Genomic DNA, 14,571 nt, shown 5'->3' on the forward strand with positions numbered 1-14,571 from the left:
GCCCGCACGGCCGGTTGGCCGTCGCCGACGCGAACCGCGTGACGCCCCTGCCCGCCGATGTCGGTGTCGACGCGGCGAACGATGGAAAAGACATGACGGCCGGCCCACCGGCACGAAGGAGACAGACATGAAGCAGAAGTCGCAGGCATGGTTCACGGTATTCCTGCTGTTCATCGTGTATGGCATCAACTATCTCGACCGCGTCGCGCTGTCGATCGTCGCGCCGATCGTGCAGACCGATCTCGGCATCGACGCCGCGCAGATGGGCATCGTGTTCAGCACGTTCTTCGTCGGCTACGCGCTGTTCAATTTCATCGGCGGGCTCGCGTCCGACCGGCTCGGGCCGAAGCTCGTGTACGTGCTGGCGGTCGGGCTCTGGTCGATCTTCTGCGGGATGACCGCGCTGACCGTCGGCTTCGTGAGCCTGCTGATCGTACGGCTGCTGTTCGGCATGGCCGAAGGCCCGCTGTGCTCGGCCGCGAACAAGATGGTCAACAACTGGCTGCCGCGCGATGGCGCCGCGACCGCGATGGGGCTGCTCAGTGCGGGCTCGCCGCTCGGCGGCGCGATCGCGGGGCCGATCGTCGGCCTGCTGGCCGCGCAGTTCGGCTGGCGGCCGGCATTCTGGATCGTCTGCGCGATCGGGCTCGCGTGGGTCGTGCTATGGATGGCGTCGACGTCGGACCGTCCGGCCACGCCGGTGAACGACGCGCCGAACGTGCCTGCCGCCGCCCGCGCGGGTGACGACGACGCATCGGCGCCCGCGCGCACGCTGTCGCACTACGTGCGCCAGCCGCGCATCCTCGCAACCGCGGTCGCGTTCTTCAGCTACAACTACGTGCTGTTCTTCTTCCTGAGCTGGTTCCCGAGCTATCTCGTGCGCGCGCATCACCTGAACATCAAGGAGATGAGCATCGCCACCGTCGTGCCCTGGCTCGTCGGCACGGTCGGCCTCGCATGCGGCGGCGCGATCTCGGATGCGCTCTACCGGCTCACCGGCAACCTGCTGCTGTCGCGCCGGATCGTGCTCGTCACCTGCCTGCTCGGCGCGGGCGCATGCGTGGCGATCGCGGGCACCGTGCAGTCGACGCAAGGCGCGGTCGCGCTGATGTCCGTGTCGCTGTTCTTCCTGTACGTCACCGGCGCGATCTACTGGGCGATCGTGCAGGATGTCGTGCACCCGGCGCGCGTCGGCGGCGTGAGCGGCTTCCTGCACTGCATGGGCAGCCTGTCGGGCGTGATCGGGCCTGCCGTGACCGGCTTCATCGTCGAACGCAGCGGTTCGTTCGCGTCGGCGTTCGTGCTGGCCGGCGCGATTGCGCTAGCGGGCGCCGTGCTGGCAGGCGTATTCGTGCGCAACGGCCGGCCGTCGGAAGTCCTGCGCGAACGGGCGGCGCACTGACGCCCGCCGCGCGACATTCGCAACGCGACGCCGCTTCAGCCGGCGTCGCCCCCTCCCGCCCAATCATCGGACCCCCGAATATCTCCCATCCGATATCGCGATTTCCGGGATCGATCGCGCGCCCCTAGACTGGCTACGCGATGGCGACGCTGCGCCGCTGCACGGCAACGCGACACGCCCCCACAAAAACGATCCCGGGAGATAAGCCATGTCCGACCGGCATGCGCGCCGAGGCGCGCTCAAGACACTCGGCCTCGCGGCCGGCACCGCACTGCTCGCGGCCACGCGCCACGTTCAAGCGGCGGCGCCCGAAACCGGCGCGCTGCTGCCCGGCGCCGCGGCGCGCCTCGCCGACCTCACGCGCCGCCTCGCGGCCGTGCCCAGACGGCGCGACTTCAAGACGGTGCCGATGATCCTCGATCGCCCCGACCAGTGGGATCACGCGGCGCTCGCCGAAGTGATCGGCTATCGCGGCGGCCCGAAGCAGGTGTGGGACAACACCGAGCTCGGCGGCCCGTGGCTGAACCTGATGCGCAATTCGCTGAACGCGCAGATCTGGTCGTACGGCCATCCGGATTTCCTCGTCGTGTCGGCCACGCACGGCAGCGCGCATCTCGCGCTGTTCGACCAGGCCGCGTGGGACAAATATGGCCTCGCGAAACTGGCCGGCGCCGCCTTCCCGGCCAACACGCTGCTCGACGCGAAGCCCGCGCAATCGAAGGGCGCGCAGGATCACGCGTTGCCCGACGGCGCCTTCTCGTCGCACGACAACAGCATCGCCGCACTGCGGCAGCGCGGCGTCGTATTCCTGTCGTGCCACAACGCGATCTGGGAGCTCGCGGAACGGCTCGACGGCGCGAACGCGAATCCCGACAAGCTGCCGCTCGACGCGCTCGCCGCCGACCTGACCAACCACGTGATCCCGTCGGCGATCGTCACGCCGGGCGCGGTCGGAACGCTGCCCGAGCTGCAGCAGGCCGGTTTCACGTACGCGAAATGAGCTCCACGATGACCTCGATCCACTCGCAATCGCCGTCGCGCCGCCGGCGGCGCACGCTGCGCGCCGCGCTGGCCGCGTGGCTGTGCTGCGCGTCCGCGCTTTCGCTCGCCGCCACCGCCACCGCCACCGCCACCGCCACCGCCACGACCATCTTTCCGCCCTGGCAGGACGGCCGCAACAACGACGCGATTCATCGTGGCCTCGAATTCACGGTGCCGCAGGTCGACGTGCTCGCCGATTTCCACGGCGACCTCACCGCGCCGAAGCTCGTGCTGTTCGTCGGCGGCAACTACTTCTTCGCGATGGCGCCGCTCGTCGCGAAGTTCGAGGAAGACCATCCCGAATACCGCGGCCGCATCTACTGGGAAACGATCCCGCCCGGCCTGCTCGTGAAGCAGATCCACGCGGGCGGCACGATCACCGTCGGCAACATGACGTGGACGGTCAGGCCCGACGCGTATTTCGCGGGGCTCGGCAAGATCGACGGGTTGATCGCGGACGGCACGCTCGCGGGCCCCGCCGTGCCGTACGTGACGAACCAGTTGACGATCATGGTGCGCGCGGGCAATCCGAAGCGCATCGCGTCGCTGAACGATCTCGCGCGGCCCGACGTGAAGCTCGCGATGCCGAACCCGGAATTCGAGGGCGTCGCGCGGCAGATCCACGCGTCGCTCGCGAAGGCCGGCGGCGACGCGCTCGCGCGCACCGTCTATGACGACAAGGTGCGCGCCGGCACGACCGAGCTCACGCACATCCACCATCGGGAAACCGCGCTGTTCCTGATGCAGGGGCGCGCGGACGCCGGCGTGCTGTGGCAATCCGAAGCGGCGTTCCAGGAGCAGGTCGGGCATCCGCTGATGCACATCGACATTCCGGCCGCGCAGAATACGACGGCGATCTATGCGGGCGCGATGGTGAAGGACGCGCCGCATCCGGAAGCCGCGCGCGCGTGGCTCGCGTTCATCCGGTCGCCGGAAGCGTTCCGGATTTTCCAGCGCTACGGCTTCGGCCGCTACGATGCGACAACCCCGGTGCAGCACCTCGCGCCGGGGCAGGACCGGCCCGACGCAGGCTGACGGCAAAGGCCCGACCGCATGGCGGCGCGCACGCGACATACAACAAGGAGGGGACACGTGAACGATATGGTCGACACACGGCGACGCCGGATCGCACCGCTGCTGCTTGCCGCAGCGGCACTGCTGGCCGGCCACGCGCACGCGGACGACGCGACGCTCGGCAAGACGCTCGCGACACAAGGCTCGGCGACGGGCGTCGCCGCGTGCATCGGCTGCCACGGCAGCCAGGGCGAAGGCAACCCAGCGGCTGGCTTCCCGCGCCTCGCGGGCACGAACGCCGTGTATCTGTCCGCGCAGCTTGCCGCGTTCGCGGACGGCAGCCGCCAGAATCCCGTCATGCAGCCGCTGTCGAAACTGCTGACGCCGCACGAACGCGACGCGGTATCCGCGTACTTCGCGAGCCTGCCCGCACCGGCCGGCGTCTTCACCGCCGACGACACGTCGATCGATGCCGCGAACACCGGCGCGTGGCTCGCGACGCGCGGGCGCTGGTCGCAGGGCCTTCCCGCATGCGCGCAGTGCCACGGCCCCGGCGGCCTCGGCGTCGGCACCGCGTTTCCGCCGCTCGCGGGGCAGCCTGCCGCGTATATCGCCGGCCAGTTGAACGGCTGGAAACACGGCACGCGCCCGCCCGGGCCGATGGCGCTGATGCCGATGATCGCCGGCAAGCTGTCCGATACCGACATCGACGCGGTGGCCGCTTACTACGCGCGCGGCGGCGCCGCACAAGGAGACCAGCGATGATCGACCGCACGACGCTGATCCGCCGCGCACGCACCGCACTGCTCGGTGCGGCCTGGATGCCCGCGCTCGCGTTCGCGGCGGCGCCGCAGGACGCGCCGGCCGCCGCTTCCGCACCCATGGCCACACCGGCACCGGCCACAACCGCGGCGACAGCGGTCAAGCCGTTCACGCCGCCCGCCGAATCCGCGATGCCCGCCGACGGCTTCGGCAAGACCGTGAAGCTCGGCGAGCAGATCTTCCTGCACACGCCCGAGTTCGCGGGCAAGTACGTCGGCAACAAGCTGACCTGCGCGAGCTGCCACCTCGACGCGGGCCGCCGGCCCGATTCGAGCCCGATGTGGGCCGCGTACCTGCTGTATCCGGCCTACCGCAGCAAGAACGGGCACGTAAACACGTTCGCCGAACGCCTGCAGGGGTGTTTCCAATACAGCATGAACGGCAAGGCGCCGCCGGCCGGCGACCCGATCCTCGTCGCGCTCGAAACCTATTCGTACTGGCTCGCGAAGGGCGCGCCGATCGGCACGAAGCTGCCGGGGCAAGGCTTCCTGAAACTGCCGCCGCCCGCGCAAAAAGCCGACTACGCGCGCGGCGCCGCCGTCTACACGCAGCACTGCGCGCTGTGCCACGGCGCGGACGGCCAGGGGCAGTCGAGCGGCGGCAAGCCGGCCTTCCCGGCGCTGTGGGGCGCGCGCTCGTTCAACTGGGGTGCGGGGATGGGCGACATCCGCAACGCGGCCGGCTTCATCAAGGCCAACATGCCGCTCGGGCTCGGCGGCACGCTGACCGATCAGGAAGCGTGGGACGTCGCGACCTTCATGGACAGCCACGAACGTCCGCAGGACCCGCGCTTCACGGGCTCCGTGCAGGACACGCGCGCGAAGTTCCACGATTCGCCCGACTCGATGTACGGGCTCCGCGTGAACGGCCGCGTGCTCGGCGCACCATGACGCCAGGCCGCACCGGCCAGCTCGGCCGGCGCGGTCACGGACGCCAGCGATACACGACGATGCTCGACCCGTTGTAGTTGTCCTTGGTAATCACGTACTCGCCGGTCGAGCGCAGGTATGCACGCACGCCGTACATCGAGTCGACGTCGTTGCCGACGTCCATCGCCGACGTGTTCGAATTCGTCAGCGTGGTGACGAGCGCACCGGTGTTCAGGTCGAACACGTCGATGTTCGGCACCGTGTGCACGTAGCCGACGAACAGGTAGTGGCCGGCCGCCGCGATCGATTTCGGGTTCGCGCTCGTCAGGTTGATCACCGGATTCGGCGCGCTCGTGTTGCCGTTCTTCCAGCCGTGATAGACCTCGATGTGTCCGTTCATCGCGGTCCAGTCCCAATTGCCCGCGAGGCCCTGCGCGAGGATCATCGTGTCGCTGTCCGCCTGGTAGATGATTCGCGTGACAGGCGACACGGTGCTCGGCACGGGCGTCGTCGTCGGCTTGCCCCACGATGGCTTGCCGGTCGCGTCGAAGCCCGTCATCGGGTAGCGGGAAATCGCGTTGGATCCGTCCAGCCCTGCCCACACGTCGCCGTTGTCGTCGATCGCGAAACCGGCCGTCACCTGCAGCGTCGTGTTGAACGGCTTGCCCGGGAGCGAGCCGGCCGGAATCGCGATATAGCCGCTCGCCGTGTTGAAGTAATAGAAGTTGAAGTTGCCCGGATTCTGGCCCGTCGCGACGAGAATCCGTTTGCCGCCGACCATCACGAGCTGGCCGAAGTGCTGGCCGCGCTGATAGTCTTTCATGTCGAGGCGCGGGTCCTTCGGATAGGTGAACGGGTCGACCGTGTTCGCGACGAACGTGCCGCCCGCCGAACCCGTGTACACGTTGTTGCCGCTGTAGAAGAACGCGCCGTCCGTCACCGGATCGGGCGCGGCGATCCCCTCGAAGTTCAGCGCCTGCAGCTTCCATTGCAGCACGCCCGTCGGGCTGTACGAATGCAGGTCGGTGCTGCCGTTGCGGCCGAGATCCCAGCCGCCGCCCCATGCGTTGTTCAGCACGTACAGGTTGCCGGCCGAATCCTTGCCGAGCGCGGCGACGCGCGTGAAGCGCTTGTCGCCGACCTGCCCCTTGATGCCCGTCGTCGTGTCGAGATAACCGCCCTGCACACCGAACGTGCCGACCTGCATCGGCAGGCCGAGAAGCCCGCTGTAGACCTTGATGTTCATGTCGGGCCCTTCATCGCCCACCATCAGCTGGCCCATCGACGCATCGAAGTACAGCGACGCCGGCCGCGCGCCGGCCGCCATCTGGATCGTGTTCATCGCCGTGCCGGTCGCGCTGAACTGCGCGACGACGCCCGCGCTCTTGCGCGCGACCCACAGGTTGCCGGCGGCGTCGAGCGCCAGCGCGCCCGGCCCCGATACGCCGATGTCGCGCTGCCACACGCCGTCGGTCGTATAGACGCGCACGCGGTTGCCGTAGAAGTCGCTCACGTACAGCAGGTTGCCGGCCGTCGCGAGGCCCGTGATCACGTCCGCGTACTGGACGCCCGTCCACACACTGACCGGGATGCGCAGGTCGCGCTGGTTCGTGCCGCGGTTGTAGCGGCCCACCGAGCCGCTGCCGAAGGTGCGGTTGTAGCCGAGCGCGACGAACAGCGACGACGCATTGCCGGTGATCGCGCCGCCCTGGAATTCGTCGTGGATGCCGATCGTGCCGAGCGGCTGGCCGTTCTGGTAGATCGCGACGCCGCCCGCGTTCTCGTCCCAGCGCGACGCCGTGTAGATCACGCCCTCGGGCGCGACCCACATCGAGCGCGCGCCGTTGCCCACGTGCGCGGCCAGCGTGCCGAACGTGTTCGCGAGCCAGTCCGTCGAGTATTGCGCCTGCGCGGGACTCGCGGGCGCCAGCACGGCGATGCACATTCCCAGCAATGCCGCGCGAATTTGTTTCATTGACATGAATAATACTCCCGGACGATCGTGTGTCGACACTGTAAATCGCGACGCATGAAATATTGGTGATTCAGGCAAAAGCGCATTCGTCGCCATCCCGAATTATTCACCGCGTGCTTTATGCCGTCCGGCGCTTTTTCGTCAATGATGGTCAAACCCGCTCGCCGCACCGCAACGGCCCGCCGGCAGCGCGATTTCGGCGCTTTTCCCCGGCATTTTCTTCCGGGTCGCCCAATGCGAATGCGTCATTTTTTCTGACATGCCCGCATTGCCATTTCATTCCGCCGGAAAGAGGCTCGATGATTACAAATCGAAATTAAAATGAAAGAGAAAAAATATTATCCGGCGCAATCGGCGTTTCGCAAACTGGCGTATCGGGCGTGCCGCGAACGCGGCGGGAGGAAGGGCGGGCGGAAGAAAGAAAGGAAAGCTGAAGAAGGATGCGGCGGAACAAGCCGCGCGTCGGCCGTGCCGGCACGCGGTCGCGATCGTTCAGTTCGCGTTGTCGAGCGTCGGGCCGTCCCAGCCGTCGAGGTATTTCGGCAGCGCATCGACGACGTCGATCACGCGCTGCCGGTAGAACAGATGCATCGTCGGCTGCAGGTCGCCCGGCAGTTCCCCGCCGTGCGCACGCGCGGTCAGGCTGTTCGGCACGACTCGCATGCCGAACCGGTTCGTTCCGGACACGATCTCGCCGCACGACACGCACCATGTGCGCGACATCGACTTCGACGGATGCGGGAACGTTGCGCCGGTGCCGTCGACGGCAATCTGCTCCGGCGGCCACGCGGTCGCGGACAGCATCGGCGTGCCGTAGAAATCGCGGCAAGTCGCGCAATGGCAGTTCGCGCGCGCCGCCGGCTCGCCGCGCAGCGTGACGGTGACGGCACCGCACAGGCAGCGCGCAGAAAGCGTTCGGGTCATGTCGTCTCCTCGAAGAACAGAGGCGACAGTATAGGAGCCAGCGTGCAACGTCGCCCGCACCGGCTGCGAACGACGTTGCGGCCGCAACGAATGCTGCGCGTCAGAACTTCTGGCGCAGCCCGAGGCTGACGATCGCCTGCGACCGCGAGTCCGATGAATGGCCATTCGCCTTGTCTGACACCGACGCGGTCGCGGCCACCGGCCGGCCGAGCGCATCGAGCGTCATGCCCGATGCATGCTGGTACGCGCCGAGCAGGTACACGCTGGTGCGCTTCGACAGGTCGTAGACGGCGCCGAGCGTGACGTTGTGATACTGCGCGCGGTCGTCGACGCCATCGACATCGCTGCCGCGCGTATAGCTGTAGCCGGCGAACAGTTGCGTCTGCGGCCGCACGTTCCAGCGCGTGAACACGCCCGCGACGTTGAACGTCGCGTGGCCGGCGAACAGCGAACGGTCGCCGCTGCGGTACTGCACGTTGCTGTAGTTCACGCCGACGACGGCCGGGCCGAAGTCGTACGTCGCACCCGTCGCGATGACCTGCTGCGACTGCGCGCTCGCATAGCCTTCGTTGATCGACGAGTTGAACAGGCCGTCGTCGGTGCTCTGCCATTTGCCCGTCGTCGGGTCGGTCGCGCCCGTCTTGCTGTTGTCCGAGCGCTCGTAGCCGACGCCGACACGCAGCGGGCCCGCCGCATACGCCGCGCCGACGCTCCACGTGTTGCGCTGCTTCATGCTGCCCGGCTGGCCGCCGAAGCCGTACAGCGCACCGAACGTGAAGCCCGCGTAGTTCGCGCTCGTGTACTTGATCGAGCTGTCGACGCGCGCGGTCTGGTCGAGATCGTCGATGTCGCCCGGGTGCGCGCCGAACCCGCCGATGAACGACGACGGGCCGACCGGGCTCACGAAGTCGTCGAGCGACGTGTACTGGCGGCCGAGCGTAACCGAGCCGTAGCGGTCGCTGCCGATGCCGACGAACGCCTGCCGGCCGAACTGGCGGCCGCCCTGGCCCGACGTGCCGTTGGCGATGTCGAAGCCGTTCTCGAGGACGAACAGCGCACGCATCCCTCCGCCGAGATCCTCGGAACCCTTGATGCCCCAGCGGCTGCCGGACAGGTTGCCGGTCGTGAGCCCGACGCTCGAATGCCCGGTGTACGCGCCGGCCAAGCCGACCCGTTCGTTGCTGCGATAGGTCACGCCTGCGTCGACGATGCCGTACAGCGTGACGGAGCTTTGCGCGGAAGCGATGCTCGCGAGCGAGAGCAGCAGCGGTGCTGCGATCAGTTGCTTGTTCATGGTTCTGTGTCTCCGGGCGGTGAACCCGTTGTTCTGGCTTGATGTTGCGAGTAGCGCGCGGGCGGCGAGATCCGCCGGCAGTGCGAGGCCGGCGGCGTCCGCGCGCGGCGTCGCGGCGGGCAGACCTGCTGCGGCCGCCATGGTAGTTGGAACCGGTCCCAGACTAAAGCGCAATAATGAAAACAGTTTCTTGCCAAAATCGAGATAGTCGAAAACACGGCCAGGCACACGATCGCCGTGCCTGTACAGCACGGGCGCACGCCCCCGATAATCGAACGCGCGCCATCCATCGGGAGTTCCTTCATGAATGAAACGACCCTGCTGATCTTCGCCGCCGTCGCGTTCGTCGGCATCGCGACACCCGGCCCGACCGTGCTGCTCGCGCTGACCAACGGCTCGCGCTACGGCGTGCGCCGCGCCGCATACGGCTTTGCCGGCGCGATGCTGTCCGACTTCGTGCTGATCGTCGCGGTCGCGCTCGGCCTCGGTGCGCTGCTGATGGCGTCGGCGTTCTGGTTCTCGGTGGTGAAGTGGCTCGGCGCCGCGTACCTCGCGTATGTCGGCATCCGGCTGCTGACGTCGAAGGGTTCGCTCGACGTCGCCGCCGCGCATGGCGGCGCGGCGCCCGGGCGCAACGCGTCGATCTTCGCGAAGAGCTTCCTGACCGCGGTGACGAACCCGAAGGGCTATCTGTTCTTCTCCGCGTTCCTGCCGCAGTTCCTCGATCCGTCCGCGCCGCTCGCGCCGCAATACGTCGCGCTCGCGATCACGTTCGCGCTGCTCGACGGCGCGGTGATGTTCGGCTATGCGCTGCTCGGCGCACGCGCGGTGCGGCTGCTGAAGCGCTCGGGCGCGCTGTGGCTCGAACGCACGTGCGGCGCGATGCTGCTCGCGCTTGCCGGGTCGCTGGCGCTGTACCGGCGTCATGCCGCGTAGGAGCGGGTTCCGATGAGAGTCGACGCGCCGCCCCGCTCCGGCTTTCCGGGCCTGTCGCTCAGGCAGCTCGAACGCGCGGATCTCGACGCGTGGTACGCGTACCTGTCGAACCCCGACGTGATCCGCCACACGAGCTGGAACCTGCGCTCGCGCGACGATCTGCTGCCGCTGTTCGACAACGTCGAATCGGCCGACCCCGATTCGATCCGGCGTCTTGCGATCGTCGACACCGCATCGGGCGCGCTCGCCGGCACGATCGGGCTGCATACGGTGTCCACCGCGAACCGCTCGGCGGAAATCGCGTACGACCTTGCGCCGGCGCACTGGGGGCGCGGAATCGCGAGTGCAGTGTGCGAAGCCGTCACCGCGTGGGCATTCGCCGATGGCGGTTTCATGCGCGTCCAGGGCGTCGTGCTGACCAGCAACGCCGGCTCCGCGCGCGTGCTGCAGAAGTGCGGCTACCGCTACGAAGGGCTGCTGCGCGCGTACCGGATGGTGCGCGGCACGCCGGGCGATTTCGCGATGTACGCGCGGCTCGCGACCGACTGACTGACTGACTGACTGACGCATCGCACCGGGCCTCACCGCGGATGCGATTGACCGGCCCGCGCCGAATTGGCGACAATCGCCGTTCCCTGCCTCGACGGTCCGCCATGAAAATCGCCGCGCTCTCCGACATCCACGGCAATCTCGCCGCGCTCGACGCTGTGCTCGACGACGTCCGCCGCCGCGGCGCCGACGTGATCGTCAATCTCGGCGACATCGTGTCGGGCGCGCTCCATCCGGCCGAAACGGCCGACCGCCTGATCGCGCTCGACCTGCCGACCGTCAAGGGCAATCACGAACGGCAACTGCTCGCCGACGATCGCGAGTCGATGGGGCTGTCGGATCGCTGGGCGCGCGACACGCTGCGCGCCGACCATCTCGACTGGATCGCCGCGCTGCCCGAACGCGTGACGCTCGACGACGACGTGCTGATGGTGCACGGCACGCCGGCCAGCGACCTCGTCTATTTCCTCGAAACGGTCACGCCCGACGGCTGCCGCGCGGCCACGCCTGACGAAATCGCGCAGCGCGCGGGCGACGCGCCGGCGTCGCTGATCCTGTGCGGCCACACGCACGTGCCGCGCACCGCGAAGCTCGCCGACGGCCGGCTGATCGTCAACCCGGGCAGCGTCGGGCTGCAGGCGTACACGGACGACCGGCCGCATCCGCACCGGATCGAGACAGGCTCGCCGCATGCGCGCTACGCGATGGTGTCGCGCACGGCGGCCGGCTGGAACGTCGAATTTCGTGCGGTCGAATACGACTGGCACACGGCCGCCGCCACCGCGGCATCGCGCGGGCGCGACGACTGGACCGTCGCGCTGCGCACCGGCCGGTGCTGACATACCCGCGCCGTCTCGCATCACCCCGCATTCCTCAGCGTCAGCCTCGCCTCCAGCCCGCCGCCGTCCGGCCGGTTGTTCAGCGTGAGCGTGCCGCCCATCGCGAGCGCCAGTTGCCGCGCGATCGCAAGACCGAGCCCCGTGCCGCCCGTGTCGCGGTTGCGCGACGTCTCCACGCGCCGGAACGGCTCGAACACCGCGTCGAGCTGATCGTCCGGAATGCCGGGCCCGCGGTCGAGCACGGCGATGACCGCGCCGCCGTCCGGCGCGGCGTGCACGTCGATCTCGGCCGCGCCCGCGAACTTCAGCGCGTTGTCGACGAGGTTGCCGACGATGCGGCGCAGCGCCTTCGGCCGCGTGACGAGCGCGAGCGGCGCGCGGCTGTGCAGCGCGACGTCCTGCCCCGCATCCGTGTAGTCGTACACGATGCTGTCGAGCAGCGCGTCGAGATCGATGCGGCGCGCGGCTTCCTCGGTGCCGTGCAGCGTCCGTGCATACGCGACGCCCTCCTTCACCAGATGCTCCATCTCGATCAGGTCCTGGCGCAGCTTCGTGCCCTGCACGTCGTCGTCCATCACGTCGACACGCAGCCGCATCCGCGTGATCGGCGTCTGCAGGTCGTGCGAGATCGACGCGAGGATCTGCATGCGTTCGGCCATGTACTGCGCGATGCGGTCCTGCATCGCGTTGAACGCACGCGCGGCGCGTGCGACCTCGGACGGCCCGTCTTCGTTCAGGCGTTCGCCCTTCAGGTCGGGGCCGAGCGCGTCGGCGGCCTGCGCGAGCTGGTTGAGCGGACGCGTCGCGAGCCGCACCGCGAGCCAGCAGCACGCGGCCAGCACCGCGAGCTGCAGCACGAGCACGACCGGCAGCCAGCCCGACAGCGGCACCGTCGACATCGGATGAATGTCGATCGTCAGCGGCGACCCGTCGGTCAGCCGCAGGTGCACCTGCAGATGTTCGCGGTCGCCGGGGAGCGCGTTCGCGGTCAGCGGGTAGTCGCCGCCGATGCCGTCGGAAATCGACCGCTCGACGCGCGCCGACAGCCGCGCTTCCGGCGGCGTGCCCGTTTCGCCGGGCCCGAGGATGAACGTATAGCTGCGCCGCGCGAGGCGCGGCAGCCACGCGGCGCGCTCGGCGGGCGGCAGGTGGTCGAGCAGCGCGACCGAGCTCGCGACCTCGCGCTCGATGTAGCCCATCATCAGGTTGGTGGTCGCCTGGTCGCGCTCAGTCACCGTGAGCCAGAACGACAGCGTCTGCGCGAGCGCGAGGCCCACGCACAGGATCAGCGCGAGTCGCGCGAACAACGAGCGCGGCCAGTGCCGCAGCGTGCGCGCGCTCATGACGTACCGTCGACGGCGGTCACGGCCGACGAGAACACGTAGCCCTCGTTGCGCAGCGTCTTGATGTAGCGCGGTTCGCGCGCACCGTCGCGCAGCCGCTGGCGCAGCCGGCTCACGAGCAGGTCGATCGACCGGTCGAACGGGTCGGACTGCCGCCCCTGCGTGAGGTTGAGCAACTGGTCGCGCGTCAGCACGCGCTGCGGATGGTCGAGGAACACGCGCAGCAGCCGGTATTCGGCGCCGCTCAGCGCGACCAGCGTGCCTTCGGCGTCGAGCAGGTGGCGCCCCGTCGTGTCGAGCCGCCATTCGCCGAACGCGAGCAGTTCGGCCGTTTCCGTCACCTGCATGCCGGGCGGCAGCATGCGCGCGCGGCGCAGCACCGAGCGAATCCGCGCGAGCAGCTCGCGCACCGCGAACGGCTTGGCCAGGTAGTCGTCGGCGCCCATCTCGAGGCCGATGATGCGGTCGGTTTCCTCGCCGCGCGCGGTCAGCATCAGCACCGGCACCGTGCGGAACTTGCCGGAGCGCAGGTCGCGGCACAGCGTCAGGCCGTCCTCGCCCGGCAGCATCAGGTCGAGCACGATCAGGTCGGGCGCGCCGTCGTCCAGCGCGTTGCGCATCTCGCGGCCGTTCGCGGCCAGCGACACGCGCATGCCGTTCTTCTCCAGGTAGCCCGCGATCAGTTCGCGGATCGCGCGATCGTCGTCGACGATCAGCACGTGGTCGATCTTGTCCATGAGTCGGTGTCGGGTAGTTCGGCAGGTGTTGTCCGCTTTTATACCGCACGGCGGGCATGTGTTTGTATCCCAATGTATCGCGCCGCCGTGACGACACACAACATTGCACACGCGCGGCTTGCCGGACATATCTCGGATACGTCGGCGCAGCCTAATGGGGCCTGTCGAAACCCGTCCGGCCGCCGCTCCGAGCGGCGGCCTCCCGATCAGGAGAACGCCATGCTGCCCCGCCTCAAGACCGCCACCCTCGTCATCGCCCTCGCCGCCACGGCCGGGCTCGCCGCCTTCGCCGGCACCCGCGACGACGCGGGCATGCAGGCGCCGCTGGCCGGCACGCCGGCACCCGATTTCACCGGCATCGACCGCTGGCACAACAGCACGCCGCTCAAGCTCGACCAGTTGCGCGGCAAGGTCGTGCTGGTCGATTTCTGGACGTACTCGTGCATCAACTGCATTCATACGATTCCGTACGTGAACGACTGGTATCGGAAGTATCGCGACCAGGGGCTCGTCGTGGTCGGCGTGCATACGCCCGAATATCCGTTCGAGCGCGACGCGGGCAACGTCGCCGATGCGATCAAGCGCTTCGGCATCCAGTACCCGGTCGCGCAGGACAACCGCTACGACACGTGGCGCGCGTACGGGAATCAGTATTGGCCCGCGCTGTACCTGATCGATGCGAACGGCAAGGTCGTCTATACGCGTTATGGCGAAGGCGGTTACGACAAGACCGAGGCGGCGATCCGCGGTGCGCTCGCGCAGGCGGGAGAAGGGATGAAGGGAACGACGCGCACGCAGTAACCAGCCGGTACGCGAGCGCGGGCTC

The 14,571-nt window shown here is 68.6% G+C and carries 14 protein-coding genes; 9 read left to right on the plus strand and 5 right to left on the minus strand.

Annotation, left to right across the window (positions count from 1 at the left end):
* Positions 1 to 127: 127 nt before the first annotated feature.
* From MRS60_RS24475 to MRS60_RS24495, 5 genes are all read left to right on the plus strand, one after another.
* Positions 128 to 1,402 carry an MFS transporter gene (locus tag MRS60_RS24475; protein WP_243565693.1) on the plus strand — a complete coding sequence of 425 codons (1,275 nt, stop codon included), beginning with the start codon at positions 128 to 130 and terminating at the stop codon, positions 1,400 to 1,402.
* A 208-nt stretch (positions 1,403 to 1,610) separates the two neighbouring features.
* A complete protein-coding gene (locus MRS60_RS24480) occupies positions 1,611 to 2,402 on the plus strand; it encodes a transcriptional initiation protein Tat (protein ID WP_034180882.1) in 792 nt (263 codons plus the stop codon).
* A gap of 8 nt (positions 2,403 to 2,410) precedes the next feature.
* Positions 2,411 to 3,478 carry a molybdate ABC transporter substrate-binding protein gene (locus MRS60_RS24485; RefSeq protein WP_217590191.1) on the plus strand — a complete coding sequence of 356 codons (1,068 nt, stop codon included), beginning with the start codon at positions 2,411 to 2,413 and terminating at the stop codon, positions 3,476 to 3,478.
* Positions 3,479 to 3,544: 66 nt separating this feature from the next.
* Positions 3,545 to 4,222: a c-type cytochrome gene (locus tag MRS60_RS24490; protein WP_105390244.1), complete on the plus strand. Its 678-nt coding sequence runs from the start codon at positions 3,545 to 3,547 to the stop codon at positions 4,220 to 4,222.
* Positions 4,219 to 5,169, plus strand: a complete 951-nt coding sequence (locus tag MRS60_RS24495) for a c-type cytochrome (protein WP_034180884.1) — start codon at positions 4,219 to 4,221, stop codon at positions 5,167 to 5,169. Before MRS60_RS24490 ends, MRS60_RS24495 begins: the two co-directional genes overlap by 4 nt.
* Before the next feature lie 34 nt (positions 5,170 to 5,203).
* On the opposite strand, the gene MRS60_RS24500 is transcribed toward MRS60_RS24495, so the two are convergent.
* The 3 genes from MRS60_RS24500 to MRS60_RS24510 all read right to left on the minus strand — a co-directional run bounded on the left by MRS60_RS24500 (position 5,204) and on the right by MRS60_RS24510 (position 9,341).
* Positions 5,204 to 7,129 (minus strand): SMP-30/gluconolaconase/LRE-like region family protein, encoded by a 1,926-nt coding sequence (locus tag MRS60_RS24500; protein WP_243565694.1) that lies wholly within the window; start codon positions 7,127 to 7,129, stop codon positions 5,204 to 5,206.
* Positions 7,130 to 7,615: 486 nt separating this feature from the next.
* On the minus strand, positions 7,616 to 8,047 hold the full coding sequence (locus MRS60_RS24505) for a GFA family protein (protein WP_034180886.1): 432 nt from the start codon (positions 8,045 to 8,047) through the stop codon (positions 7,616 to 7,618).
* Positions 8,048 to 8,147: 100 nt separating this feature from the next.
* Positions 8,148 to 9,341 carry a porin gene (locus MRS60_RS24510; RefSeq protein WP_243565695.1) on the minus strand — a complete coding sequence of 398 codons (1,194 nt, stop codon included), beginning with the start codon at positions 9,339 to 9,341 and terminating at the stop codon, positions 8,148 to 8,150.
* A 303-nt stretch (positions 9,342 to 9,644) separates the two neighbouring features.
* On the opposite strand from MRS60_RS24510, the gene MRS60_RS24515 reads away from it, so the two are divergent.
* From MRS60_RS24515 to MRS60_RS24525, 3 genes are all read left to right on the plus strand, one after another.
* Entirely contained in the window at positions 9,645 to 10,277 is a 633-nt protein-coding gene (locus tag MRS60_RS24515) for a LysE family translocator (protein ID WP_243565696.1), read from the plus strand.
* A 12-nt stretch (positions 10,278 to 10,289) separates the two neighbouring features.
* Complete coding sequence (locus tag MRS60_RS24520; RefSeq protein ID WP_243565697.1) at positions 10,290 to 10,826, plus strand: GNAT family N-acetyltransferase; 537 nt, start codon at positions 10,290 to 10,292, stop codon at positions 10,824 to 10,826.
* 104 nt (positions 10,827 to 10,930) lie between these two features.
* Positions 10,931 to 11,665, plus strand: a complete 735-nt coding sequence (locus MRS60_RS24525) for a metallophosphoesterase family protein (protein WP_243565698.1) — start codon at positions 10,931 to 10,933, stop codon at positions 11,663 to 11,665.
* A gap of 20 nt (positions 11,666 to 11,685) precedes the next feature.
* On the opposite strand, the gene MRS60_RS24530 is transcribed toward MRS60_RS24525, so the two are convergent.
* Both MRS60_RS24530 and MRS60_RS24535 read right to left on the minus strand, forming a co-directional pair.
* Entirely contained in the window at positions 11,686 to 13,008 is a 1,323-nt protein-coding gene (locus tag MRS60_RS24530) for an ATP-binding protein (protein ID WP_243565699.1), read from the minus strand.
* Positions 13,005 to 13,745, minus strand: coding sequence for a response regulator (locus MRS60_RS24535; RefSeq protein ID WP_217590186.1), 741 nt, complete (start codon positions 13,743 to 13,745; stop codon positions 13,005 to 13,007). The genes MRS60_RS24530 and MRS60_RS24535 overlap by 4 nt, the downstream gene beginning before the upstream one ends.
* 219 nt (positions 13,746 to 13,964) lie before the next feature.
* Here MRS60_RS24535 and MRS60_RS24540 point away from each other — a divergent pair, with 219 nt between their 5' ends.
* Positions 13,965 to 14,546 (plus strand): thioredoxin family protein, encoded by a 582-nt coding sequence (locus MRS60_RS24540; RefSeq protein WP_243565700.1) that lies wholly within the window; start codon positions 13,965 to 13,967, stop codon positions 14,544 to 14,546.
* Positions 14,547 to 14,571: the final 25 nt, after the last annotated feature.

This window comes from Burkholderia pyrrocinia (genome assembly GCF_022809715.1).
Taxonomy (GTDB): domain Bacteria; phylum Pseudomonadota; class Gammaproteobacteria; order Burkholderiales; family Burkholderiaceae; genus Burkholderia; species Burkholderia pyrrocinia_C.

Excerpts from the sequence above, each read along its gene's own strand:
- MRS60_RS24510 (WP_243565695.1), bottom strand. The coding sequence starts at position 9,341 with ATGAACAAGCAACTGATCGCAGCACCGCTGCTGCTCTCGCTCGCGAGC.
- MRS60_RS24530 (WP_243565699.1), bottom strand. The coding sequence starts at position 13,008 with ATGAGCGCGCGCACGCTGCGGCACTGGCCGCGCTCGTTGTTCGCGCGA.
- MRS60_RS24475 (WP_243565693.1), top strand. The coding sequence starts at position 128 with ATGAAGCAGAAGTCGCAGGCATGGTTCACGGTATTCCTGCTGTTCATC.
- MRS60_RS24505 (WP_034180886.1), bottom strand. The coding sequence starts at position 8,047 with ATGACCCGAACGCTTTCTGCGCGCTGCCTGTGCGGTGCCGTCACCGTC.
- MRS60_RS24535 (WP_217590186.1), bottom strand. The coding sequence starts at position 13,745 with ATGGACAAGATCGACCACGTGCTGATCGTCGACGACGATCGCGCGATC.
- MRS60_RS24485 (WP_217590191.1), top strand. The coding sequence starts at position 2,411 with ATGACCTCGATCCACTCGCAATCGCCGTCGCGCCGCCGGCGGCGCACG.
- MRS60_RS24490 (WP_105390244.1), top strand. The coding sequence starts at position 3,545 with ATGGTCGACACACGGCGACGCCGGATCGCACCGCTGCTGCTTGCCGCA.
- MRS60_RS24500 (WP_243565694.1), bottom strand. The coding sequence starts at position 7,129 with ATGTCAATGAAACAAATTCGCGCGGCATTGCTGGGAATGTGCATCGCC.
- MRS60_RS24480 (WP_034180882.1), top strand. The coding sequence starts at position 1,611 with ATGTCCGACCGGCATGCGCGCCGAGGCGCGCTCAAGACACTCGGCCTC.
- MRS60_RS24495 (WP_034180884.1), top strand. The coding sequence starts at position 4,219 with ATGATCGACCGCACGACGCTGATCCGCCGCGCACGCACCGCACTGCTC.
- MRS60_RS24515 (WP_243565696.1), top strand. The coding sequence starts at position 9,645 with ATGAATGAAACGACCCTGCTGATCTTCGCCGCCGTCGCGTTCGTCGGC.
- MRS60_RS24540 (WP_243565700.1), top strand. The coding sequence starts at position 13,965 with ATGCTGCCCCGCCTCAAGACCGCCACCCTCGTCATCGCCCTCGCCGCC.
- MRS60_RS24525 (WP_243565698.1), top strand. The coding sequence starts at position 10,931 with ATGAAAATCGCCGCGCTCTCCGACATCCACGGCAATCTCGCCGCGCTC.
- MRS60_RS24520 (WP_243565697.1), top strand. The coding sequence starts at position 10,290 with ATGAGAGTCGACGCGCCGCCCCGCTCCGGCTTTCCGGGCCTGTCGCTC.